This window comes from Streptomyces cellostaticus (genome assembly GCF_001513965.1).
Classification (GTDB): Bacteria; Actinomycetota; Actinomycetes; order Streptomycetales; family Streptomycetaceae; genus Streptomyces; species Streptomyces cellostaticus.
This window is the reverse complement of the sequence record NZ_KQ948066.1, coordinates 1-23,783: the sequence shown is the minus strand read 5'-3', so window position 1 is coordinate 23,783 and position 23,783 is coordinate 1. Positions and strand designations below refer to the sequence as shown.

The following is a 23,783-nucleotide window of genomic DNA, read 5'->3' as shown; positions in this document are numbered from 1 at the left end:
GGGCGCAGGAGCGGTACTTGAACGAAAGACAATGTGGCACCCTGAGCCGGTGACGGGTTGGGCTGGGCCGGCGTCGGGGGCTTTCCGCGATGAGCGTTGACGGGTGGGACGAGTCGCGCGGTGACGGTGGCACGGAGCCCGGCGGGCTGACCTCGCCGCAGGTGCCGAGTCAGGGCGGGCGGGCCTCAGTGCCCCCGGTGGGCGGGCCGGTCGAGGGAAGTGTGCCTGCTCAGCGCGGCGGCAGCGTGCTGCCGCCGCGAAAGACGGCTCCCGCCGACGGTGAGTTGATCGAGCGGATGCGTGCGGGCGACGACTCCGCCTACGAGGAGTTGTACCGGCGCCACGCGGATGCCGTGCGGCGGTATGCGCGGACCTGCTGCCGAGACGGGCACACCGCGGACGACCTCACCGCCGAGGTCTTCGCCCGCATGCTCCAGGCGGTGCGCGGCGGGTCGGGGCCCGAGTACGCCGTACGTGCCTATCTGCTGACCTCGGTGCGGCGCGTTGCCGCGCACTGGACCAAGTCGGCCAGGCGCGAGCAGCTCGTGGACGACTTCGCGGTCTTCGCCCAGCAGTCCTCGCACGCCTCCGAGGCGTCCGACGACACCGCATCCATGGGCTCCTTCGGAACGGGCCTGGACCTGGGCGCCGATGTGCGCGCCCTGCACGAGGCCGAGCAGTCCATGGCCATGCAGGCCTTCCGCTCGCTGCCCGAGCGCTGGCAGGCCGTGCTGTGGCACACCGAGGTGGAGGACGAGTCGCCGAGCGAGGTGGCCGTCCTGTTCGGGCTGGACGCCAACGGCACCAGGGTGCTGGCCAGCCGCGCCCGTGAGGGGCTGAAGCAGGCCTATCTGCAGGCCCATGTCAGCGCCTCCCTCGCCGGTGACGAGGAGTGCGCCCGCTACGCCGACCAGCTCGGTACCTACGCCCGCCGCAAGCTGCGCATCCGCGCCGAACGAGGTCTGCGCAAGCACCTGGACGAGTGTGCCAAGTGCCGGCTGGCGGCGGCGCAGATCGAGGAAGTCGCGAGCGGTATCCCCGCGATGGTGCCGGTCGCGGTCGTCGGCTGGTTCGGGGCGGCCGGGTACGCGAAGGCGCTCGGCATCGTCGCGGGCGGTGCCGGGGTGGGCGCCGCCGGTGCCGCCGCCTCGGCCGGTGGCTCCTCCTCGGGTGCGGGTGCCGGTGGCGCGGCGGCCTCCGAGGGGCTCGCGGCGCCGGTGAAGGCCGGTATCGCCGCCGGTGTGGTCGCGGTGGCGGCCACCGCGGTGGTCCTGGCGCTGGTGAACGACAACCACCCGGCCAAGGAGGTGGCCGAGCCGTCGCCGTCCGCGCCGCTCGTCCGGCCGAAGTCGCCCAGCCCCGCGCCGCCGCTGAAGAAGAAGCCCGCTGCCAGGCCGGTGGCCCTGGCCCCGGAACCGCCCCCGACACCGAGCCCCGCTCCGACGCCCACGCCCACGCCCACACCGGCTGCCGAGCCCAGCCCGCAGCCGACCCCGCCCCCGACACCGAGCCCCACCCCCACGCCCACCCCGAAGCCGACCCCGACACCGCCCCCCACGCCCGCTCCCCCGCCGGCTCCCGTCGTCTACGAGTGGAGCGACCTGCGCTACGACGTCGGCGGCGACGGCACCCGGCCCGAGATGCGGCTGGGCGAGAGCAGCTGGGTGTGGCAGCGGTACGGCATGTCGATCGGCGGCAAGCAGTACGCGCCCGGTGTCACCGTCCACGGCGAGTCCTCCGTCACCGTCGACCTCAACCGCCGGTGCACCGCCTACGACGCCCTGGCCGGCGTGGACGACCTGACCCTCGGGCTCGGCAAGGTCTCCTTCTCCGTCTACGCCGACGGGGTCCGGCTGTGGCGGTCCGGGACCGTCGAGGGCGGGGGCGCGGCCGTGGCCGTCCATGTGGATCTGACCGGGCGCAAGACCGTACGGCTCGTCGTGGAACCGCACAGCGAGGTCCTCGACCAGGTGACGCTGGCGGACTGGGCCGAGTCCAGGTTCACCTGCCGCTAGCCGGGGTCACCGGCCCGGGCGGGCGCCGGCGCCTCCAGGTGGCGCAGGACGTCCTCCAGGCCGAGCACGGCGCCCCGGGCACGCTCGGCCGCGTAGCGGTCCGGGGACAGTGCCGCGCGGGCGCGCGCGTCGACCTGTTCGGCCCGGGTGCGGTCCGGCTCGGGGCGCGGATGGCCGGCGCGCCAGTGCTCGGCGGCCGTGAACAGCCGTACCGCGCCCGGCAGATCACCGAGCCGGGCCAGCAGATCGGCGCCGATGTCCACCAGGGACGCCGTGATCGCCTCGGCGCAGCGCCGCTCCGTCGCCTCGCGCAGCGCCTCGGCCACGATCGGCAGGGCATGCCGGGGACCGGATTCGGCAGCCGTGATCAGGGCCTCGACCGCGCGCAGGGCCGCCGTGAACTGCGGGGGCGGGGTGCTTGCCGCCACCGCAGCGCGGGTCAGCTCGTACAGCTCGCGGGCGCGGGCGATGTCCCCCTCGTCCTGGGCGAGGTGGGCCCGCATCATCAGGATGAACGCCCGCGACTCGGCCACCCCGTACCGGTCGGCAGCCGTGCCCGCCTCGTCCAGTGCGGCCAGGGCGGCCTCGCGTTCGCCGGAGCGGTAGGCGATCTCGGCGAGGCGCGCCATCAGGAACGGCGACTCGGCGTAGGCACCCACCTCGTAGGCGAGGCGCAGCGCCTCCTCGTACTCGCCGCGCGCCTCCTCGAACCTGCCGCGCGCCATGTCGGCCTCGCCGGCCGCGCCGCACACCTGCGCCCGCATCCAGCGGTCCCCGACGCGGCGGCTGAGGGTCCGCAGCTCCGCCAGGTCCTCGTCCACGCCCCGCAGGTTGCCCGCCGAGTCGACGACCATATGGGTGCGGTACATCAGGGAAACGCCGATCTCCCAGTCCCCGCCGTGTCTACGGCAGTTGGCGAGCGCCTCGGCCAGGTCGGGTACCACGTCGCCGACCGGGTCGCCCAGGTAGTAGGCGGTCAGCGGCCAGAGGATGCCGGGCATGCGGGCGGCCTGCGGACCGCCGCACGCGTAGGCGGCCCGCACGCGCGCGATGTACTCCGGGGCCCGCTCGTCGGACGCGAGGTGCTCGGGGCTCGACTCCGAGGTCAGGAACAGGTCGAACATCCGCAGGTCCATGCGCAGCTCCCGCAGCGGGTGGTCCGCCTCGCCGTCGGGGGCGGCGAGGAAGGCGCCGACCGGGTCGGCCGCCTGCGTCGACGCCGGCAGGCCGGTGGTACCCGCGCCCTGGGGCAGGGAGTCCAGGGCGACACCCAGGCGCAGCACCAGCCGCACCCAACGCACCGCCTCCTGGCGGTGGTTGCGCAGCCACCAGAACCAGCTGATCGCCAGGACGATCGCGGCCGCCTGCGCCTCGTCGCCGGCCCGGACCGCGCGGTCGAGGGCCGCGCGGATGTTGTCGTGGTCGCTCTCCAGGCGGGAGATCCAGGGCAGCTGGGCCGCGGACCGCAGCTGGGGTTCGGCCTGTTCGGCCAGGGCGCGCACCCAGGCGCGGTGGCGCCGCTCGGCCGCCGCGCGCAGCTCGGGGTCCTCGGCCGCGCGCTCGGAGGCGTACTCGTGGATGGTCTCCAGCATGCGGTACCGCATGCCCCCGGAGCCGTTCGGGCCGTTCGGGCCGTTCGGGCCGTTCGGGCCGTTCGGGCCGTTCGGGCCATCGGGGCTGTCCGGAGCGGCCACGACGAGGGACTTGTCCACGAGCGCGCCGATCAGGTCCGCCGCCGGGCCGGTGCACACGGCCTCGGCCGCCGCGAGGTCCCAGCCGCCGGCGAACACCGACACCTCGCGCAGCACCGTCCGCTCCCGCTCGTCCAGCAGGTCCCAGGACCAGTCGACGACGGCGCGCAGGGTCTGCTGGCGGGGCAGGACCGTACGGCTTCCGGAGGTGAGCAGGCGGAAGCGGTCGTCCAGCCGGTCGGCGATCTGCCGCGGGGTCAGCAGCCTGAGCCGGGCCGCGGCCAGCTCGATGGCGAGCGGCAGCCCGTCCAGGCGGCGGCAGATCTCCGCCACTGCCTCGGTGTCGCGCAGCACCGCGTCGGCGTCGGGACGGACGGCCTGCGCCCGCTCCGCGAAGAGGCGGTGCGCCTGCTCGGGGACGAGGGGTTCGACCGGGCGCACCGACTCACCGGGGACGCCCAGGGGTTCGCGGCTGGTGGCGAGGATCGTGAGCCCCGGGCAGTGGGTGAGGAGGGTCTCGGCGAGGGCGGCGGCCGCGCCGATGACATGCTCGCAGTTGTCAAGGATCAGGAGCTGCCTGCGCGGTGCGCAGTACTCGATCAGCAGGGCCGTGGGGTCGCCCTGCGTCGTCGCCAGGTCGTGGGGCAGCAGCACGGTCTCGCGCAGACCGAGCGCGCTGACCACCGCGCCGGGCACCGCCTCCGGCCGGTCGAGCGGGGCCAGCTCGGCCAGCCATGCCTGGGGCAGCCCTGCGGCGGCCTCCTCGGCGAGGCGGGTCTTTCCTGAGCCGCCCGGTCCGGTGAGGGTGACGAGGCGGGCCCTGTGCAAGTCGGAACGAATGGCCCGGAGTTCTGGTTCCCGGCCGACGAAGGATGTCAGCCGGGGGCGGAGGTTGCCCGTCCGCTCCGGGGGCCGGGCGGAGGCCGGGGCGACGGCGGGCGGCTCCTGCTTCAGCAACGACACGTGCAGGGCCTTGAGTTCCGGGCCCGGGTCGGTGCCGAGGGTGGCGGCGAGGGTGCGGCGGGCGCGCTCGTAGGCGGCGAGGGCGTCGGCGGGGCGGCCGGTGTCGCGCAGGGCGCGGATGAGAAGGGCGTGCAGGGGTTCGTCGTACGGGTGGGCCGCTGTCAGTTCCTTCAGCTCCGGTACGACGTCCTCGGCGCGGCCCAGTCGCAGGCGGGCCTCGGCGCGGCCCCGGACCGCCTCCAGCCGGAGCGCGTCCGGGCGGGCGGCGGCGGTGCGGTCCGGGAGGTCGGCGAGGGCGGGGCCGGTCCACAGGGCGAGCGCCTCGTCCAGGTCGCGGTCCGCGGCCCGGGCGTCGCCGCGGTCCAGCGCCGCCCGGGCCGTACGTACCAGGGACTCGAAGACGAAGAGGTCCACGTCGCCTTCGGTGGCGGCAAGGCGGTAGCCGCCGGGTCCTGAGGCCACGGTGTCCTTGCCGAGGGCCCGGCGGAGCCTGCCCACCAGGGCCTGAAGGGCAGCCGGCGCGTCCTGGGGCGGATCGTCCGCCCAGACCTCCCCGATCAGGGTCTGCGGGGCGGCGACCCGCCCGGGGCGCAGCGCCAGTGCGGCGAGCAGCGCGCGCAGGCGCGGGCCGCCGACCTGTATGACGGCGCCCTGGTCGTCCTCCGCCTGGGTGACGCCCAGGATTCTGTACTGCACCGACACATTGTCGCCGGAGGGGTGCGCAGAGGCACGGGGGTTACTTCAAGGCCACGCCGTCCCCGGCCGCCGTGGCGGAGCTGGTCGTCCCGGTTCCCGAGAACTTCCAGCGCCAGGTGCCCGCCGCGTTCGCGGTGACGGTCGTCTTCAGCTTGCCGGCGCTGTCGGTCGTCACCGTCTTGACGGTGGTGTACGAGGTGGAGCCGGACTTCTTGAACTGAAGGGCCACCTTCTGGGAGGCGTAGCCGGCGTAGGTGTTGGTGTTCCAGTCGGCGCGCGTGAGGGTGCCGGTCACGGTGAGCGTGCCGCCCTTGGCGACCGGCTCGGGCGTGGCCTGGGTGGCGGTCAGCTTGGCGTACCGCCTCACCTTGACCGACGCGCTGTCCACCATCTCGTAGTAGTCGCCGTCGTAGGCGCCGGCCTCGGCGTTGAAGTGCCAGGTGCCGGCCCAGCTGTTCCTGAGGTCCGCGTAGTCCGTGCGGTCGGCTTCCAGGGTGTACGCCCACACGCACTTCATGGTCGTCGAGGTGGGCCGCGTGCAGTCGGCGGAGTCGGCGAGGATGACGTGGTTGTCCGGGCTGAGTATCTTGCCGCCCCAGATGTTCTTGATGCCGGACCCGTCCTTGGCGGTGGCCGTGACCGTCAGCTTCTGTGCCGCGCTGACGCCGACGGTGACGGTCGGCCTGCTGAAGATCACCGAGGTGAAGGTGGTGTCGCCCTTGTGGGTGTCCGCCTGTGCGGCGGGCGCGAGGGCGGTGAGCAGCGCCAGGGTGCCGATGGTGGTGGCCGCGGCCGTTCTCGTTCTCATGGTTCTCCAGGCATGACGAGCCGGATCTTGGTCCGGGCCTGGAGAAGACAGTCGGCGTGGGCCATTGGTTGTACGGCCGGGGCGGGTCGGCCTACCCGCTCAGCCCCGCGGCTCCCGCGCCCAGTGCGCCCCGGCGCGGTGCGATGCCCGCCGGTACGGCACGCGCGCGTGCGGGCGTTCCGGTCCAGCAGGTGCCCCGGCGGGAGAGGAGGCGGCGGAGCCAGAGTTCGAGGGAGATCAGGTCGGCGAGGCCGTCGAGAGGCAGGGGTTCGCCGGCTGACGCGGCGCGCAGGGCCTTGCGGACCACGCGGGCCTCGACCAGTCCGGCCTCGGCCAGGAAAGGCGTGGCGAAGAGGTCCACCAGGGAGTCGGCGGCCATGCGCAGGCCCGCGCGCGTGACGGCCGCGGAGGAGGCGTGGGAGGGCGCACCCCAGCCGGGCGGGAGGTCGGTGACACCGGCGCCCTCCAGGACCGTACGCAGGACGGCGGAGCGGGCACCGGGCTGGACCCGCAGGGCCTCGGGGAGGGCGCGGCAGGCGCGGACGACCTGGTTGTCGAGGAAGGGCGCGTGCAGGCGCTGGGAGCGGATCTCGGCGGCCTGTTCCAGAACGCGCAGATCGGCGGCGGACCGGGCGAGGACCGCACGCGCGCGGAACTCACCGGGGCGCTGGACGGAGCCCCCCGAGCGGGCCGCCTCGCTCTGGAGCAGAACCGATACTTCAGCCAGCGCCTCCCCGGTCAGCCAGCGCGCCGCCGGCCCGGGTCTCGCCCAGGCCAGCGCGGCGAGCGAGGCGCCGACCGCCCCCTTGGGGTCGTCGAAGCGGCGCCGCATCAGCCGCTCGGCGAGCAGCTCCAGGCCCGCCCGGTACGGGGTGCGCGCCAGCCGCCGCGCCGCGCCGTACACGCGCGCGGGGACCATCACCGAGCCGTCGGCCCGTGCGAGGGCCGCGACCGGCCGGACCAGGTGGCGCCGCTTGCGGTCCATGAGGAGGTCCGCGAGGCGGGCGGGATGGGCGTCCAGGACCTGGCGGGCACCGTGGCCGGTGAAGTGGTCGGCGCTGCCGGCGGCGAGCCGGGCGCGATGGCGGGCCGCCGTGACGAGTGAGGGGCCCGGCTCGTCGGTGAGGGGCCCGTCGAGGTCGGCGTAGGGCAGGGTCTCCTCGCCGCCGGTCACCACCACGTGGTGCAGGCGCGGGTTGGCCGCGAGGCTTCCGGCCCGCTCCACTTCGGCCTCGCGGCCGCCGACGGCCAGGTCGTTGAAGGTGACGGCGAGCAGCCGCTCCCCGGCGCCGGTGCCGTGGCCGAGCAGCGTGCCCGGCCGGCCGGGCAGCCCGGCGGCCAGCAGCGCGAGCGTGCCGGAGGCCGGTCCGCCGGACAGGTCGGCGCCGATCCCCGGCACCGGCATCCCGCGCGCGGCCCGCCGCTCGGCGGGGCCCATGCCGGGCACCGGCCCGGGGTCGAGGTCGGGCACGTGCCGGGGCGCCGACAGGCGCGCGCGCACCGCCTCGACGAGCGCGTCGCGTACGGCGTCCACCGCACGGTCGGGGTCGGCCGGGGGCGCGGCCACGGCGAGGGAGGCGACCGGCTCGTACCCGGCGATCTCGCGCGCTCCGGCACGCAGGACGAGCGCATGCCCCGGCGGAATGCGCCGCACGCCGTCGTACGGGGTGGTGTCGCGCAGCGCGGCCGGCACCTCGGGGGCGGCGAGCAGGGCCGCGAGATGGCCGAAGTCGAGGTTGGCCTCGACCAGGTCGGCGAGTGGCAGCGCGGCCGTGGCATAGGCAGTGCCGCCGGCCCAGGGGGTGTGGAACACGGGGCGGGCGCCCGCGAGATCGCCGCAGACGGTGACGCGGCGGCCCACCTGGACGACGGCCGTGTAACTGCCCGGCCAGGTCGTCAGATGGCGCAGTGCGCCCCCGCGCGCGGTGAACAGGGCGCGCCGCAGCTCCTCGTCGGAGGCGCCGCAGATGCCGAGGACGGCGATCCGGTTCTGCGCGTCGGCCTTCACCACGCGCACCTCGTCCGGTCGCCAGTCGCCCACGGCCCACAGGGGATCGGGATCGCCCCACAGGAGCTGGGAGCCGACCGGGTGCAGGGTCTCACCGTCGAATCCGGTGGCGCCCGCGGAGCCGATCGCGGCACCCGCGGCGGTGCTGCTCCAACCCACCAACCACCGCATCGACGCCTCCACAGGCTGTGGACAACCAGTGCACCGTACGAACCGGTTCCCCATGCTGCCATGAAGAACGCGCCGTGGAGGGCCGGTGACGCGGCCTTCGATCGAGGGAAGGCCGGGGGAACGGCGCGGGAGGCCGGGGCGGGAAGGCCGGGCCAACCCCCGTACGGCTCAAGGCGGGTGCGGGGCGAGCGCGAGGCGGGTGTGCCGGGACCCTGCTACGGGTGCGACGCGAATGCGCCCCCGATACGCTCCCCCAAAACGCCCTTCGCGCCCTCAAGTCCCGTGGTGGGGGCGGAAATCACCCGCGGAGGGCAGGGGTCGATTTTCGGCCAAATCTGAGACAGCCGCCCAGAATTGAGCACGCTCCGTACAGGCCTGCGGAACGCACGGAGGCGCGGACACGCGCACAGTCCGGGAGGCGGTCAACGCCTCCCGGACCGGTCCGCCACCCGCGGGGATGAAGGTGGCGGTGTCCCCCAGCCCACTGGATCCAGTACAGCGGGCCGACCCACGCATCAGCCATGGAACCGCTCCCCCGATGGCTGGAGAAGAGCGCACGGGCGGGCGCACGGCCACACGGCCGGGGGCACGCCGCGACAGCGTGTGCACGGTGCGTACAGGGCCGTACTCCCGTACGGACCACAATCCCGCCATCCGGAACAATGCCCCTTAACGCTTGGGATGCGGCGAACTACGCTGGGTTTACGAATGCCGCACGGTTATGCCAGCGCGGCAGCCGTCTGTGTCGAGGGGTGACGCATGTCCAGGGAGCAACGCGGGCCGAACGAAAAGCTCGGCACCGTTCTCGCCCTCGCGGGAATCAGCAACGCAGGACTCGCGCGACGCGTCAACGATCTTGGCGCGCAACGCGGGTTGACTCTTCGCTACGACAAGACCTCGGTGGCGCGCTGGGTGTCGAAGGGGATGGTGCCGCAGGGAGCGGCGCCACACCTCATCGCGGCCGCCATCGGCCAGAAGCTGGGCCGCCCGGTGCCGCTCCACGAGATCGGCCTGGCGGACGCGGATCCCGCCCCCGAAGTGGGCCTCGCCTTCCCCAGAGACGTAGGACAGGCGGTGAAGTCGGCCACCGAGCTGTACCGGCTCGACCTCGCCGGGCGCCGGGCGGGCTCCGGCGGCATCTGGCAGTCGCTCGCCGGATCGTTCGCAGTGAGCGCATACGCAACGCCCGCCTCACGATGGCTGATAACCCCCGCCGACAGCTCGGTCGCGCGGGAGGCGAACTCTGCCGAGGGCTCCGGCGCACCGATCAAAGTCGGCCACAGCGATGTGCAGAAGCTGCGGGAAGCCGCCGAGGACGCCAGGCGCTGGGACTCCAAATACGGAGGCGGCGACTGGCGTTCGTCCATGGTGCCGGAGTGCTTGCGGGTGGAGGCGGCGCCGCTGCTGCTCGGCTCGTACTCCGACGAGGTCGGCCGCGCCCTGTTCGGGGCCGCCGCGGAACTCACCCGGCTGGCCGGCTGGATGGCCTTCGACACCGGCCAGCAGGAGGCCGCGCAGCGGTACTACATCCAGGCGCTGCGGCTCGCGCGCGCAGCGGCGGACGTCCCTCTCGGGGGGTATGTGCTGGCCTCCATGTCCCTGCAGGCGACGTACCGGGGCTTCGGCGACGAGGGTGTGGATCTCGCGCAGGCCGCGCTGGAGCGCAACCGGGGACTGGCGACCGCGCGCACCATGAGTTTCTACCGGCTGATCGAGGCGCGGGCGCACGCGCGCGCGGGGGACGCGCAGGCCGCCGGCGCGGCACTGAAGGCGGCCGAGGGCTGGCTTGAGCGGTCCAGGGAAGGTGACAACGACCCCTCTTGGCTTGGTTTTTATGGATACGACCGGTTTGCCGCCGATGCGGCGGAGTGCTACCGCGATCTGAAGGCGCCGCGGCAGGTGCGGCGGTTCACCGAGCAGGCGTTGTCGCAGCCGACGGAGGAGTTTGTGCGGTCGCACGGACTGCGGTTGGTGGTTTCTGCCGTTGCCGAGCTGGAGTCGGGCAATCTTGATGCGGCCTGTGAGCAGGGGGTGCGGGCGGTGGAGGTGGCTGGGCGGATCTCTTCTGCCCGGACCACGGAGTACGTGAAGGATCTGCTGCATCGGCTGGAGCCGTATGGGGATGAGCCGCGGGTGGTGGAGTTGCGGGAGCGGGCCCGGCCTCTTTTGATGATGGCTCCGGCGTAAGCACTCCGCTGTGGGCGGGTCTCCGATGCGTCTGCCTGGTTGCTGTGATCTTGGGGCTGCGGGTTGTCCGTGGCTTGTCGCGCCCACGCGGCAAAGCCGCATACGGGTGCGGCCCCGCGCCCCTTCACGGCGCCGTGCCCTCCCTGGTTTGAAGGCTCTGTCAGTGGCGCAGTGCACTATCTAAAGCGGGAGGTGGTGCAGGTGCGGGTCGGTGCGTACGACTGTGATGTGCTCGTGGTCGGGGGCGGGATCGTCGGGCTGTCCACGGCGTATGCGATCACGCGGAGCGCGCCGGGTACACGGGTGACCGTGCTGGAGAAGGAGCCGGGCCCGGCCCGGCACCAGACGGGGCGCAACAGCGGGGTCATCCACAGCGGGATCTACTACCGGCCGGACTCACTCAAGGCGCGGTACGCGGTGCGGGGTGCCGCCGAGATGGTGAAGTTCTGCGCCGAGTACGGCATCGCGCATGCCGTCACCGGGAAGCTGATCGTCGCCACCGACCGGGAGGAGCTGCCCCGGCTGCACGCACTCGTCCAGCGGGGGCGGGAGAACGGGATACCCGTGCGGGAGCTGGGCGCCGCACAGATCGGCGAGTACGAGCCGGAGGTGCGGGGCCTGGCGGCCATACACGTCGGCACGACCGGTGTGTGCGACTTCGTGGGCGTCGCCCGGCAGCTTGCGCAGGCCTCGGGGGCGGAGATCCGGTACGGCGCGCGGGTCGTACGAGTGGACCGGCGGCCGGAGCGGGGCGTGGCCGTGCTGACCGCGGACGGGGACGTCGTACGCGGGCGGGTGCTGGTGAACTGCGCCGGGCTGCACTGCGACGAGGTGGCGCGGCTCACCGGGGACGAGCCCGGAGTGCGGATCGTGCCGTTCCGGGGGGAGTACTACGAGCTGGCGCGGCCCGAGCTGGTGCGGGGGCTGGTGTATCCGGTGCCGGACCCGGCGTTCCCGTTCCTCGGGGTGCATCTGACCCGCGGGATCGACGGGGGTGTGCACATCGGGCCCAATGCGGTGCCGGCGCTGGCCCGGGAGGGGTACGGGTGGGGGATCGTACGGCCCCGGGAGCTGGCCGGGACGGTGGCGTGGCCCGGTTCGTGGGTGATCGCCCGGCGGCACTGGCGGTACGGGGCGGGGGAGCTGCGGCGGTCGGTGTCGAAGGGGGCGTTCCTGGAGGCGGTGCGGCGGCTGTTGCCTGCGGTGGAGGAGGGGGATCTGGTGCGGGCCCCTGCCGGGGTGCGGGCGCAGGCGGTGTTGCGGGACGGGACGCTGGTGGACGATTTCCTGATTCGCGAGGGGGCTCGGGCTGTGCATGTTCTCAATGCGCCGTCTCCTGCTGCTACCGCTTCGCTGCCGATCGGCCGGGAGGTCGGGCGGCGGGCGTTGGAGATGCTCGGGGCGCTGTGAGGCTGAGCTGTGCTGCAGGCGCCGCCCCAGGGGGCTCCGCCCCCTGGACCCCCGGCCTATGCCCACCCACCACCCGACTCGGTGGGCTGAGAAGGCGCCGTCCCGGAGGACTCGGTGGGCTGAGGGGGCACCGTCCCGGAGGACTCGGTAGGTCGAGAAGGCGCCGTAAAATCGGTGTCACTGTGTCTGAGTCGCTGCATATCCCCGAAGCCCCCCGGTCCGGCCCCGCCGAGCCGCAGTCCTCGCATGTCCCCGGTGAGTCCGTTCGGCACACCCGGGGCAAAGGGGAGCCGCGGTTTCCGGACGGGCCCAAGGCCGATCCCGCCGGGTCGCACTTCGAACGGCGGATCCGGAGTTTTCAGCCGCGCCGGAGCCGGGTGACAGCCGGGCAGGCCGATGCGCTGCAGCGGCTGTGGCCCCAGTGGGGGCTGGACATCGATGGACAGCACGTCATCGACCTCGAAGAGATGTTCGGGAACGGCAATCCCGTCGTGCTCGAGATCGGGTTCGGGATGGGCGAGGCCACCGCGCAGATGGCCGCCGGGCACCCGGACGCCAATGTCCTCGCCGTCGACGTGCACACGCCGGGGCAGGGGAATCTGCTCAATCTCGCCGAACAGAACGGGCTGTCCAACATCCGCGTGGGGAACGGGGACGCCATCATCCTGCTCAGGGAGATGCTCCGGCCCGACTCGCTCGACGGGCTGCGCGTGTACTTCCCGGACCCCTGGCCCAAGAAGCGGCACCACAAGCGGCGGCTGATCCAGCCCGAGTTCCTGTCGCTGGCCGCGACCCGGCTGAAGCCGGGGGCGATCGTGCACTGCGCGACGGACTGGGAGCCGTATGCCGAGCAGATGCTCGAAGTGCTCACCGCGCATCCGGACTTCGAGAACACCCAGGCAGACGGCGGTTTCGCGCCACGCCCCGAGTTCCGGCCGCTGACCCGTTTCGAGGGTCAGGGACTGGACAAGGGACATGTGGTGAACGATCTGCTCTTCCGTCGCGTACCGCACCAGGACCAGTAGCGTCCGGTCACCGTTAGGGTCGATGCCGTGGCCATCAGTCCTCCGTACCCGACCTACTCCCCCGGCCCCGGAAGCGGAGCGCATCCGCACTGGTGGCAGCGCCGGTGGGTGCGCTACGGAGCGCTGATCACGCTGCTGGCGCTGTCCGGGCTCGTGATCCTCGCGCTGGTGCGGCGGCAGACCGGCACGGAGGGGTTCCTGGTCGGGCTGGGGCTCGCCGTGCTGCCCGTGCCGTGGCTCATAGCCGCCTTCCGGTGGCTGGACCGGGTCGAGCCCGGCCCCTGGCGCAATCTGGTCTTCGCGTTCGCCTGGGGCGCCTGCGCGGCGGCGCTGATCGCCATCGTCGCCAACAGTTTCGCGACGAAGTGGATCGCCACGGCGACCGCCGATCCCGCCAGTGCCAACACCCTCGGCGCGACCGTGATAGCGCCCATCGTGGAGGAGTCCGCCAAGGCCGCGTCCGTGCTGCTGGTGTTCCTGTTCCGCCGACGGGACTTCACCGGGATCGTGGACGGTGTCGTGATAGCCGGGGTCACCGCCACCGGGTTCGCGTTCACCGAGAACATCCTCTACCTGGGCACGGCCTTCGGGACCGACCAGATCACCGGCGACCGCGGCATCGCCTCCGTCACCGCCGCCACCTTCTTCGTGCGCATCGTGATGTCGCCGTTCGCGCACCCCCTGTTCACCGTGTTCACCGGCATCGGCTTCGGCCTCGCCGCGCTCGGCACCGAACGGCAGCCCGCCCGGCGCGTACTGATCCCGCTCGGCGGGCTGCTGCTCGCGATGAGCATGCACGCCTTCTGGAACGGTTCCTCGACCTTCGGCGAGTTCGGGTTCTTCGCCGTCTACGGCGCCTTCATGCTGCCCGCGTTCGCGCTGCTGACGTGGCTCTCGATCTGGACCCGGCAGCGGGAGCTGCGGATCGTGCGGGAGGAACTGCCGGCGTATGTGTACGCCGGGTGGCTGGGGCCGGCCGAGCCGTTCGTGCTCGGGTCGATGCGGGCGCGGCGGATGGCCCGGGACCACGCCCGGCAGCACTTCGGCGGGCGGCCCGCGGCTCGGGCGGTGGCGCAGTACGAGGCGTACGCCACCTCGCTGGCGTTCCTGCGGCAGCGGGGACGGCGCGGGCGGGCCGGAGCCGACTTCGTCGTACGGGAGCGGGAGCTGCTCGGCGAGCTGTGGCTGCGCAGGGAAGTGGCCCGCCCGGCGTTGGAGTATGCGGCGAGGGCGGCTGCGCCGGCCCAGCCGTTGTACGGGGCGCCGGTGCCCTACTGGTACGGCTATCCGGCGGCGCCCCATCCCGCGTACAACCCGTATCGGTCCTAGGGCCTGTCCGGCCGACGGTGCCTCATCAGCGCGATTCCGGCAGGATCCACCGGACAGGCCCTAAGGCAGCCCTAAGGCCCGTCCGGGTTGCAGCGGGTCCGGCGCCGCCGGAACGCGACCGGCTCGGCGGGCGGAAGCGTGGCTAGGCCGAGGCCTCCGTCAGCTTCTTCAGGTCCTCGTCCGTCAGCCGCAGCTGTGCCACCCCCAGCAGTGCCGGGAGCTGTTCCACCGTCCGTGCCGAGGCGATCGGGGCCGTCACCGTCGGCTGGGCGGCCAGCCAGGCGAGGGCGACCGTGGCCACGGGGGCCTCGTGGGCGGTGGCGATCTCGTCCAGGGCCGTCAGGACCTTCTGGCCGCGCTCCGATTCGAGGTGCCCCGCGGCCGCGCCGGCGCGGGCGCTGTCGACCGTCGCACCGGGGCGGTACTTGCCGGTGAGGAAGCCGGAGGCGAGGGCGAAGTACGGGACCGCCGCGAGACCCGCACCGGCGGCGAGGTCCTGCAGCGGGCCCTCGTAGGTGTCACGGGAGACGAGGTTGTAGTGGGGCTGGAGGGCCACGTAGCGGGCCAGGCCCTCGCGCTCGGAGAAGTCGAGGGAGGCCTGGAGCCGCTCGGCGCTGATGTTGGAGGCGGCGATGTGCCGCACCTTGCCCGCCTTCACCAGTTCGTCGAGGGCGCCGATGATCTCCTCGACCGGCACTTCGGGCTTGTCGTAGTGGGTGTAGTAGAGGTCGATGTAGTCGGTGTCCAGACGGCGCAGGGAGGCGTCGGCGGCCGCCTTGATGTTGGCCGCGGACAGGCCCTGGTACTGCGGGTGCTGACTGACCTTGGTCGCGATGACGACGTCGGAGCGGTTGCCGCGGGCCTTGAGCCACTTGCCGATGATCGTCTCGGACTCGCCGCCCTTGTTGCCCTCGATCCACGCCGAGTAGGCATCGGCGGTGTCGACGAAGTTGCCGCCGGCGGCCGTGTAGGCGTTAAGGACGGCGAAGGAGGTCTCCTCGTCCGCGGTCCAGCCGAACACGTTACCGCCGAGGGAGAGCGGGAAGACCTCGAGGCCGGAGGAGCCGAGTTTGCGCAGAGAAGTCATGCTCTACGTCAACACCGGCGGTGGATGATCGCATTCCGCCGCCGGTGCCATGGTCTCGCAAAGAAGGACTCGTCAGGGGTTGAGGCCCTTGTCGCGCAGCCACGCCATCGGGTCGATGCCGGTGGACTGGCCGTTCGGGTGGACCTCCAGGTGGACGTGCGGGCCCGTGACGTTGCCGGTGGCGCCGACGCGGCCGATGACGTCGCCGGTGCTGACCTTCTGGCCGACCTTGACGTTGATCGAGGACTGGTGGCAGAACCACAGCTCGGTGCCGTCGTCCAGGGTCAGGATCGTCCGGTAGCCGTAGGCACCGGCCCAGCCGGCCTCGGTGATCGTGCCGCTGTGGATGGCCTTGATGAGCGTGCCGGTGGGCGCGGCGAAGTCGAGGCCGGTGTGGTAGCCGGAGGACCACATCGAGCCGGCCTGGCCGAAGGTCGAGGTGATCGTGTACGACGACGTCGGCAGCGTGTACTGCTTGGCCAGCTCGGCAAGGCGCTCCGCCTCGGCCTTCTTCTTCGCCGCGGCCTCCGCACTCTCCTTGGCGTCGGCGGCCTTGGCGGCGGCTTCCTTCTCCGCCTTGGCGGCCGCGTCGGCGGTCTGCTTCTCGGCGGCGGCGACGGCGGCCGCGGTGGCCCTGCCGTCGGCCCTGCTCTTCTGCTGCTCGGCCTGGGCCATGATCCGGTTGCGCAGGGCCTCGCCGGCGTTGCCGCCCTGGTCGCTGTCGGCGGAGGTCACGCCGACGTTGCTGAGCGAGGCCGTGGTGGCCTTGGGCGCATCGGAGGCGGAGGAGCCGTCGTCGAACAGGGAGCCGACGGAGGGCAGGTCGGGCATGGAGAGGGACACCGGCGGCTTGCCGGTGTGGGCACTGGCCATGCCGCCCGCGCCGACGGCGGCTATGACACCGACGCCGAGGACGGTGGAGCTGCGGGCGAGTCCGCCGCCGCGCTGCTTGGCAACGCGGTGCCGGCCGCGTACCGGGCGGATGGAGTCCTCGGTGGGGTTCCACTCCTCCCAGGGGCCCTCTTCGGTGCGGTAGTCGCCGTAGCCGAAGGTCTCGGTCTCGGGCTGAGCCGGTATGAACGGGGCTTCTGGGGCAGGCCGGTTGGACGCCACGCGGGCGTACTCCTTTCCTTCCTCCGCCTACCGGGTTAGCTGACGGGTTCGGAGCAGGAAGGTCTCCTACGCGCGTATACCGGTCGTGGACTCAAGCAGTTCACGACGGCATCCGCGTGATTCACCCCAAGGTGGTGGTTCCCCGGTTCCCTTGCGGGATTCGGCGCGTGCGCACGGAGCCGTCGCGGGTGACGGCTGGGACGACCGCGCTGCGTTATCGAACGTTAATAGACCCACCCGTCAGATTCCAAGCTGTTCGGCTTGATCATTAACGTTCTTCGGGGTGGACGTACGCGTCACGACCGGTGGAAAACGGGCGAGTTGACCGGCGTTCAGGAGTCACAGACGTTTTGATGGTGACTCAGATGTGATGCGGAGGGCTGCCGTCCGGTCACCTTGGGTGATGACGGTCAGCGTGTGCACGAGAAAACACTCAGGGCCGGAACCCATTGCTGGATTCCGGCCCTGAGCCTTCAGTAGCGGGGACAGGATTTGAACCTGCGACCTCTGGGTTATGAGCCCAGCGAGCTACCGAGCTGCTCCACCCCGCGTCGTTGTGTCTCTACTGTACCTCATTCGCAGGACACCAAGCACACGGGTTTCCGGTGAGGCCCTGTTCAGGGCAGCAGATGCGCGTTCGGCGCCTTCGCCCGTCCCTCGTGTTCCGGCAGCAGTACGACGTCCACGCCCGCGCTCAGCAGTACCCCGGTGCCGTCGGCCGCCGTCACGAACGTGTCCGGCTCCCGCCAGGCCGTGACCACCCGGCGCACCCCCGCCCGCAGGATCAGCTCGGCGCACGGTGCGGGGCGGGAGGCGCGGCGGGAGCAGGGTTCGAGGCTGCTGTAGACCGTGGCGCCGGGCAGGCGCGGGTCCGCCGGGTCGAGCTTGGCGAGGGCCGCCTCCTCGGCGTGGACCACCGGATCGCCGCCCTCGCGCGAGTGGCCGCGCGCCAGCTCCGTGCCGTCGGCGGCGACCACCACCGCGCCGACGCTGAAGGCCGTCTCCGAGGGCGGGCACAGGGCGGCCAGCTCACAGGCGGTGCGCAGCCAGTGCCGGTCGGCGGCCGTGGGTACGGGGCCGGTGCCGGGTGCGGTGGGCTCGTAGCGCATCAGCACGACGTCCTCGATCCAGCGGGTTTCGGTGAGCCGGAGCCGACCGCCCTGGTACGACCCCGGGCCGAACAGGCGCGGTGCCGCCGGGTCGCCGACGAACAGCGGGGCGAGGACCAGCTGGAGCTCGTCGGCGAGGCCCTGCTGGAGGAGCTGGGTGTGGACGGTTCCGCCGCCCTCGACCATCAGGCGCCGTACGCCGCGCACGTCGTGCAGGTGTTCCAGCAGGGCGCGCCAGTCGAGGGCGGGACCGAGGGAGACCACGTCGGCGGTCCGGCCGAGGGCCCGGGAGGCCTGCTCGGCGCCCTTGTCCGTCGTGTACACGAGCTTCTCGCCGCCCGTGTGCCAGAAGTTCGCGGCCGGGTCGAGGTCGCCGGTGGCGGTGACGGTGACCTTCAGCGGGTATGCGGCCCTGCCGTCGGCCACGCGGGCCGCGCGGCGCTCGGGGGAGTTCACCAGCAGGCGCGGATTGTCGGCGCGGATGGTGCCGGCGCCGATCAGGATGGCGTCGACCGAGGCCCGTACCTCGTCGACCCGGTCGAAGTCGGCCGGGCTGGACAGCAGGAGCCGTTCGGGACCGGTGTCGTCCAGGTAGCCGTCGAGGGAGACGGCGGCGGACAGCAGGACGTACGGGTACGGCATCGGCGCGGTCTCCCTGTGGAAGGCTGTCTTGGTTGTCGGTCGTCTTGGTTCAAGTTTGAAACAAACCTACACTGGCAGCATGACGACCCGCTGGCTCACCCCCGAGGAGCAGCGCGCCTGGCGCGCCTACATCGCCGCCTCCCAATTGCTGGAGGACGCGATCGACCGGCAGCTCCAGCAGGAGGCCGGCATGCCCCACCTGTTCTACTCCGTGCTGGCCAACCTCTCCGAGGCGCCCGACCGGCGGCTGCGCATGACCGACCTCGCGGAGAGCCTGAAGATCACCCGCAGTCGGCTGACCTACGCGGTGACCAGGCTGGAGCGAGACGGGCTGGTGCGGCGCGAGAACTGCCGCTGGGACAAGCGGAGCAGTCTCGCGGTGCTGACCGACGCCGGGACGGCCGTACTGGAGCGTACGGCCCCCGGGCACGTCGAGACGGTCCGCGCGAACCTCTTCGACCGGCTCACGCCGGAGCAGGTGCGGCAGTTGGAGGAGATCTGCACGGGGATCACGCGCGGGCTCCAGGGCGACGACGCCGAGGCCGGGGTGGGCGACGTCCCGTGGCGGCGCCGTTCGTCCTGTTCTTCGTCCCGGCCGACGGATTCCTGACTCACGCCCGCTCAAATCCAATTGCTTTAACTTTTAAGCATGGGGTAGGGTCTCTACGACCCACTGCTTCAAAACTGAAGCAACCGCCCTCGGAGGGACCCGCATGCCCGACACCCCCGCCGCCACACAGCGCGCCCGCGTCCGGGTACCGCTGCGCTTCCACGACGGTTACCGCGTCGACGCCGAACTCGTCACCTTCCACGGCCTCACCGACGGCCAGGAGCACGTCGCCGTCGTCCTCGGCGAGCCCGGCCCCGTTCCCCTGGTCCGCCTGCACTCCGAGTGCCTGACCGGGGACGTGTTCGGCTCGGCCCGCTGCGACTGCGGGCCCCAGCTGCGCGAGGCGGTCGAGCGCATCGCCGACCGCGGGGGCGTCCTGCTCTACCTCCGCCAGGAGGGGCGCGGCATCGGCCTGTACAACAAGCTCGACGCCTACGCCCTCCAGGACCAGGGCCTCGACACCTACGAGGCGAACGCCGCGCTCGGCCTCCCGGAGGACGCCCGCGACTACACGGCCGCCGCACAGATGCTGCGGGCCCTCGGCATCGAGGAGCTGGACCTGCTCTCCAACAACCCCGACAAGGCGGAGCAGTTGCGCTCCCTGGGGACCGTCGTCCGCGACCGGGTACCGACCGGCGTCTTCACCACGGCACACAACGTGCGTTACCTCCGCGCAAAGGTCCTGCAGACCCAGCACACGCTGCCGCTGGCGGAGTTGAGCGAGCTGAGCGCGGGCTGAGGCGGGTCGGTGCAGGCCCGGCCAGCTGACAGGGGGTGAGCGAGCTGGGCGGCTCAGCTCCGGTGCGGGCGGGTGGCCGCGGCCCCGGCAGGGGGAGCCCGGCGGCTCAACTCCGGTCGCGAATCGGCAGCCGCCGGGCCGACAGAACCGCCAAGGGCTGAGCGAGCCCGGCGGCTCAACTCCGGTCGCGAGTCGGCAGCCGCCGGGCCGGCAGGATCGCCAAGGGCTGAGCGAGGTGACCGGCTCAGCTTCGGCCGCGAGTCGGCAGCCGCAGACCCGGCACGACCGCCAAAGGCTGAGCGAGCCCGGCGGCTCAACTCCGGTCGCGAGTCGGCAGCCGCCGGGCCGGCAGGATCGCCAAAGGCTGAGCGAGGTGACCGGCTCAGCTTCGGTCGTGAGTCGGCAGCCGCAGACCCGGCACGACCGCCAAAGGCCGAGCAAGCCCACCGGCTCAACTCCGACGTCGGGCGGGCAGGCGTAGTGCCGGCAGGATTGCCAGGGACAGCAGGGACGCGGCTATCGCGTAGGTGAGGCGGAACCCCGACGGATCCGTGCCCGCCGATCCCAGCACCACCGACAGGACCGCCGTCCCGACCGACGCAGCCAGCTGGGAGTTGATGCTCAGCGCGGTACTCGCCGCGGCCAGCCGGTCGGCGGGCAGGTCGCGGGTCGCGGTCGTCATCGTCGGCATCAGCACCATGCCGACGCCTACGCCCATGACCGTGGCCGCGGCGACGACCCGCCACCCGGGCACCCCGGCCTCGCCGACCTGCAACCCCACCAGCGCCATCCCCAGGGCGCCCACCGCTATGCCGACCGGGATCAGACGGCGCGGCGACACCTTGTCGATCCGCCGCGCCGCGATCTGCATGGTCGTACCGACCGCGAGCCCGACCGGCGCGCCGAGCAGCCCGGCGGCGGTCGCGCTCACGCCCCGCTCCTGCTGCCAGTACAGCGGACCGAGCAGCATCGATCCGAAGTAGCCGCAGGTGAACAGGGCGAGCGTGGCGATGCCCGCGGCGAACGTGCGGTCCCGCAGCAGCCGCAGGTCCAGCAGCGGCTCGCGCACGGTGAGCGCCCGGCGTACGAAGGCGGCCGCGAGGACGGCACCGGCGAGCGTGGGCAGAAGGGCGCCCGGTGCGCCGAAGTCACCGCGCTCGCCGCCGCGGGCCAGGCCGTAGAGGAGCAGGGCAAGGCCGGGCGAGAGGGTCAGCAGGCCGGGGAGGTCGAGGCGGGGCGGGGTGGCGGCGGTGCGGCTGCCGGGCGTGTCCCTGGGCAGCAGCCGGGCCGCGAGGATCAGCGCCAGTGCGCCCACGGGCAGGTTGACCAGGAAGATCCAGTGCCAGGACACGGAGTCGATCAGCCATCCGCCGAGCACCGGCCCGGCCACGGGCCCGACCAGGATGGGGAGCCCCAGCAGGGCCATCGCACGGCCGAGCCGCTCCCGGTCGGCGATCCGCATCACCATCGTCATGCCGACCGGCATGAGCAGCCCACCGCCCAGCCCCTGGACCGCGCGGAAGGCGATGAGGCTGCCCGCGTCCCAGGCGCACGCGGCCAGCAGTGAACCCAGCGTGAACAGGGTGAGCGCGGTCAGGTAGACGCGTTTGGCGCCGATCCGGGCCATCGCCCAGGCGGCGGTCGGAATGATCGCGGCGAGCGCGAGCGTGTACGCGGTGGCGGTCCACTGGATCGTCTCCAGCGGGGCCGAGAAGGACTCCGAGAGGCGACGCAGCGCGACGTTGACGATCGTCATGTCGAGCACGGACATCACGGAGCCGATGACGACGACGGTGATGACGCGGTAGAGCGCGGAGGACGCGCCCGGTACCGGCCGGGCAGGGCCGGTGGCCGATGCGTCGACGGACCCGGTGGACTCGGACTCGGTGGACTCGGTGGTGCTCATCTTCCCGCTCCGCCCCGCCCTCAGCCCGCGTACGGCCGCTCGGTGCGGGCGGCCCGCAAGGCCCGGCCCCACCAGGCGAGTTGGCCGAGCATGCCCTTGCCGGCGCCCTCGGTCACGGCCGCGTCGCGTGGTGTCCCGTCCTCCCCGAGGCCCGACCACGGACCGTGCAGGCTGACCGAGTCCCGCACGGTCATCGCGTGCAGCTCGGCGAAGACCAGCCGGAGCTGCTCGACCGCGCGCAGACCGCCGCCGAGACCGCCGTACGACACGAAACCGACCGGCTTGGCCTGCCACTGGGCGTGGTGCCAGTCGATGAAGTTCTTCAGGGACGCCGGGAAGCTGTGGTTGTACTCCGGGGTGACGACGACGAACGCGTCGGCGGCGGCGAGCCGCGGCGATACGTCCTTCAGCGCGGCGGCCGCCTCGGGGCTCGGTGTGCCGCCCCAGCCGGGCAGCACCAGCGGCAGCTCGACCTCCGCGAGGTCGATGACGTCGAGGTCCAGGCCGTCGTCACCGGCGGCGGTGCGCAGGAACCAGTCGGCGACGGCCCGGCCCTGCCGGCCCTCACGGACGCTGCCGACGATGACGGCGACGCGGAGCGGGACTTCGTTGGTCACGGATGCGGTCACGGATGCGGACACAGGGATCCCCCATTTCAGGCTCAGGACGGACCGGCCGCCCGGTGCGGCCGTCGCCCTCCCCCATAAAGTACAACGCTCGTTGTAAGAATTACAACGCACGTTGCACTTCGGGTAGAGTGCAGGCCAGGAGGAGAGGCGAGAGTGGGCGAAACCAACGAGGACCGGCCGGCACAGGCGCAGCGCGAGGTCTCACCGCGCAAGCTGGCGAAGCAGATGGCCATCGCGAGTGCGTCCTGCACGCTCTTCGGCCGCGAGGGCTACACGCGCGCCTCGGTCGACGCGCTCGCCGCCGAGGCCGGCGTGTCCACGCGCACGCTGTACAACCACTTCCCCGGCGGCAAGGCACAGCTCTTCCAGACCGTCGTGACCTGGACGTCGAGCGAGGTACGGGACGCCCAACTGGCGATCCTGCGCTCCGTATTGGATCCCGGCCGTCCCCCGCACCCCGACGCCCTGGAACGCGACCTCGTCGCCCTCGCCCGCGCGTTCGTCGGCCTCATGAACGACTACCCGAACCACTTCGCCCTGGTCCGCCACATCCACGCCGAGGCCGATCACGTACCGCCGGAGGTCCTGAAGGCCTGGCACGCGGCGGGTCCGGAGCCGGTCGGCCGCGCGGTCACGGAGGCGATGGCGCATCTCGCCGAGGCCGGGCTGCTCGACGTCCACGGCGACCCGGCCCTGACCGCGGGCCATTTCATGGCCCTGACCTCGCACACCATCGTCCAGTTGACCCACTACGGCGTCCTGCCCCTGCCACAGCAGGAAACGGACCGCCTGATCACGGGCGGCGTGGCGGCGTTCCTGCGGGCGTACGCGGCGACCTGACAGTCACCCAGGTCACGGACTCACCGGTCAGGCTACGCCGACATGGAGAGCTGCGGTGTCGGCGTCGTCGCAGCTCGCTGGGTGTGGCCTGACTCGCTACCGAGAACACCAGTGCGCCGCAGTCGCCGGTCGCGCCGCGCACCCGCATGAGCCGGAAAACGAAACAGCGCCCGAGCCGGCCGAAGCCAGCCCGAGCGCTGCACAGCAGGTCAGAGGCCATATACCCCGCCCGCCATCCGTAGGCCCTGTGGGACTCGAACCCACAACCAATGGATTAAAAGTCCTGGCCAAAGCTTGCCGGGTGGTTCCGGGCGCTGCTTCCGTGTCCGGAAACACCTGGTCAGGGCACATGCGGAATGATCGGCGGTCTATCCCGTGTCGGCTCGTGCCATCCCGTCCGCTCACGCATCGCTCACGCATCGCTCACGCACGACAGGCCGGTGAACAGCACTTTTCCCCGTGGCGGGGTCAGCGGTGATCTGGGGCGTTTGGAGCGAGGCATGGGGTTGCACAACCAGGTCCACGGACGTTCCATTCCGCCTGACGGTCATCGCCGCGATGATGTCTCGTCATGATGGAACTTGTTGTCGCCTTAGTGGCCGCGGTGTTCGGACTGGCCGGCACTGTCGTCGGTGCAGTCCTGTCGGCGCGGGCCACGAAGAAGGGCGCTGTGCTCAGTGCGCAAGCCACCTTGCAACAAGTTCGCGATCAAGCCACAGTCGATCAAGCCCATTGGCTTCGGCAGCAGCAACTTCAGGCGTACGAAGGTTTCCTAGCGGCCTGGGACGAGTGCCTTCGCCTCATT

The 23,783-nt window shown here is 72.4% G+C and carries 17 protein-coding genes, 1 tRNA gene and 1 riboswitch; of the genes, 9 read left to right on the top strand and 9 right to left on the bottom strand.

The genetic code is table 11. The features are described 5' to 3' along the window. The first annotated feature begins 89 nt into the window (after nt 1–89). A complete protein-coding gene (locus AQI88_RS40775) occupies nt 90–2,015 on the top strand; it encodes a sigma-70 family RNA polymerase sigma factor (protein WP_208616084.1) in 1,926 nt (641 codons plus the stop codon). Here AQI88_RS40775 and AQI88_RS40770 read toward each other — a convergent pair. From AQI88_RS40770 to AQI88_RS40760, 3 genes are all read right to left on the bottom strand, one after another. Continuing rightward, nucleotides 2,012–5,365, bottom strand: a complete 3,354-nt coding sequence (locus tag AQI88_RS40770; RefSeq protein WP_067010657.1) for an ATP-binding protein — start codon at nt 5,363–5,365, stop codon at nt 2,012–2,014. The two genes, AQI88_RS40775 and AQI88_RS40770, sit on opposite strands and share 4 nt — an antisense overlap. A gap of 40 nt (nt 5,366–5,405) precedes the next feature. Continuing rightward, complete coding sequence (locus tag AQI88_RS40765; protein WP_067010656.1) at nt 5,406–6,173, bottom strand: hypothetical protein; 768 nt, start codon at nt 6,171–6,173, stop codon at nt 5,406–5,408. A gap of 91 nt (nt 6,174–6,264) precedes the next feature. After that, complete coding sequence (locus AQI88_RS40760) at nt 6,265–8,352, bottom strand: asparagine synthase-related protein (RefSeq protein ID WP_067010654.1); 2,088 nt, start codon at nt 8,350–8,352, stop codon at nt 6,265–6,267. Nucleotides 8,353–9,111: 759 nt separating this feature from the next. Between AQI88_RS40760 and AQI88_RS40755 the strand changes: the two genes are divergently transcribed. The 4 genes from AQI88_RS40755 to AQI88_RS40740 all read left to right on the top strand — a co-directional run bounded on the left by AQI88_RS40755 (nt 9,112) and on the right by AQI88_RS40740 (nt 14,303). Then, a complete protein-coding gene (locus AQI88_RS40755) occupies nt 9,112–10,539 on the top strand; it encodes an NsdA family TPR-like regulatory protein (RefSeq protein WP_067010652.1) in 1,428 nt (475 codons plus the stop codon). Nucleotides 10,540–10,731: 192 nt separating this feature from the next. Then, nucleotides 10,732–11,949: an L-2-hydroxyglutarate oxidase gene (lhgO, locus tag AQI88_RS40750; RefSeq protein WP_067010650.1), complete on the top strand. Its 1,218-nt coding sequence runs from the start codon at nt 10,732–10,734 to the stop codon at nt 11,947–11,949. A gap of 182 nt (nt 11,950–12,131) precedes the next feature. Further along, nucleotides 12,132–12,974 (top strand): tRNA (guanosine(46)-N7)-methyltransferase TrmB, encoded by an 843-nt coding sequence (gene trmB, locus AQI88_RS40745; protein WP_079058151.1) that lies wholly within the window; start codon nt 12,132–12,134, stop codon nt 12,972–12,974. 27 nt (nt 12,975–13,001) lie between these two features. Next, nucleotides 13,002–14,303 carry a PrsW family intramembrane metalloprotease gene (locus AQI88_RS40740; protein ID WP_067010646.1) on the top strand — a complete coding sequence of 434 codons (1,302 nt, stop codon included), beginning with the start codon at nt 13,002–13,004 and terminating at the stop codon, nt 14,301–14,303. Nucleotides 14,304–14,445: 142 nt separating this feature from the next. Here AQI88_RS40740 and AQI88_RS40735 read toward each other — a convergent pair whose 3' ends face one another. The 4 genes from AQI88_RS40735 to AQI88_RS40720 form a co-directional block, all read right to left on the bottom strand. Continuing rightward, on the bottom strand, nt 14,446–15,390 hold the full coding sequence (locus AQI88_RS40735; protein ID WP_067010644.1) for an aldo/keto reductase: 945 nt from the start codon (nt 15,388–15,390) through the stop codon (nt 14,446–14,448). Between the two features lie 72 nt (nt 15,391–15,462). After that, nucleotides 15,463–16,503, bottom strand: coding sequence for a M23 family metallopeptidase (locus AQI88_RS40730; RefSeq protein WP_067010642.1), 1,041 nt, complete (start codon nt 16,501–16,503; stop codon nt 15,463–15,465). A 9-nt stretch (nt 16,504–16,512) separates the two neighbouring features. After that, nucleotides 16,513–16,679, bottom strand: a riboswitch (cyclic di-AMP (ydaO/yuaA leader). 301 nt (nt 16,680–16,980) lie between these two features. Continuing rightward, nucleotides 16,981–17,054 (bottom strand) — tRNA-Met (locus AQI88_RS40725). 66 nt (nt 17,055–17,120) lie between these two features. Then, nucleotides 17,121–18,254 carry a dihydrofolate reductase family protein gene (locus AQI88_RS40720; RefSeq protein ID WP_067010641.1) on the bottom strand — a complete coding sequence of 378 codons (1,134 nt, stop codon included), beginning with the start codon at nt 18,252–18,254 and terminating at the stop codon, nt 17,121–17,123. A 79-nt stretch (nt 18,255–18,333) separates the two neighbouring features. On the opposite strand from AQI88_RS40720, the gene AQI88_RS40715 reads away from it, so the two are divergent. Both AQI88_RS40715 and AQI88_RS40710 read left to right on the top strand, forming a co-directional pair. After that, nucleotides 18,334–18,864, top strand: a complete 531-nt coding sequence (locus AQI88_RS40715) for a MarR family winged helix-turn-helix transcriptional regulator (RefSeq protein ID WP_067010639.1) — start codon at nt 18,334–18,336, stop codon at nt 18,862–18,864. Nucleotides 18,865–18,967: 103 nt separating this feature from the next. Further along, entirely contained in the window at nt 18,968–19,603 is a 636-nt protein-coding gene (locus tag AQI88_RS40710) for a GTP cyclohydrolase II (RefSeq protein WP_067010637.1), read from the top strand. Nucleotides 19,604–20,054: 451 nt separating this feature from the next. On the opposite strand, the gene AQI88_RS40705 is transcribed toward AQI88_RS40710, so the two are convergent. Together AQI88_RS40705 and AQI88_RS40700 are read right to left on the bottom strand one after the other, a co-directional pair. Then, entirely contained in the window at nt 20,055–21,509 is a 1,455-nt protein-coding gene (locus AQI88_RS40705) for a DHA2 family efflux MFS transporter permease subunit (protein WP_079058150.1), read from the bottom strand. 20 nt (nt 21,510–21,529) lie between these two features. After that, complete coding sequence (locus AQI88_RS40700) at nt 21,530–22,126, bottom strand: NADPH-dependent FMN reductase (RefSeq protein WP_208616083.1); 597 nt, start codon at nt 22,124–22,126, stop codon at nt 21,530–21,532. A 165-nt stretch (nt 22,127–22,291) separates the two neighbouring features. Between AQI88_RS40700 and AQI88_RS40695 the strand changes: the two genes are divergently transcribed. Together AQI88_RS40695 and AQI88_RS47265 are read left to right on the top strand one after the other, a co-directional pair. Continuing rightward, nucleotides 22,292–22,978, top strand: a complete 687-nt coding sequence (locus AQI88_RS40695; RefSeq protein WP_067010635.1) for a TetR/AcrR family transcriptional regulator — start codon at nt 22,292–22,294, stop codon at nt 22,976–22,978. Nucleotides 22,979–23,549: 571 nt separating this feature from the next. Then, nucleotides 23,550–23,783: hypothetical protein (locus AQI88_RS47265; protein WP_208616082.1), on the top strand; the 234-nt coding region annotated here is incomplete at its 3' end.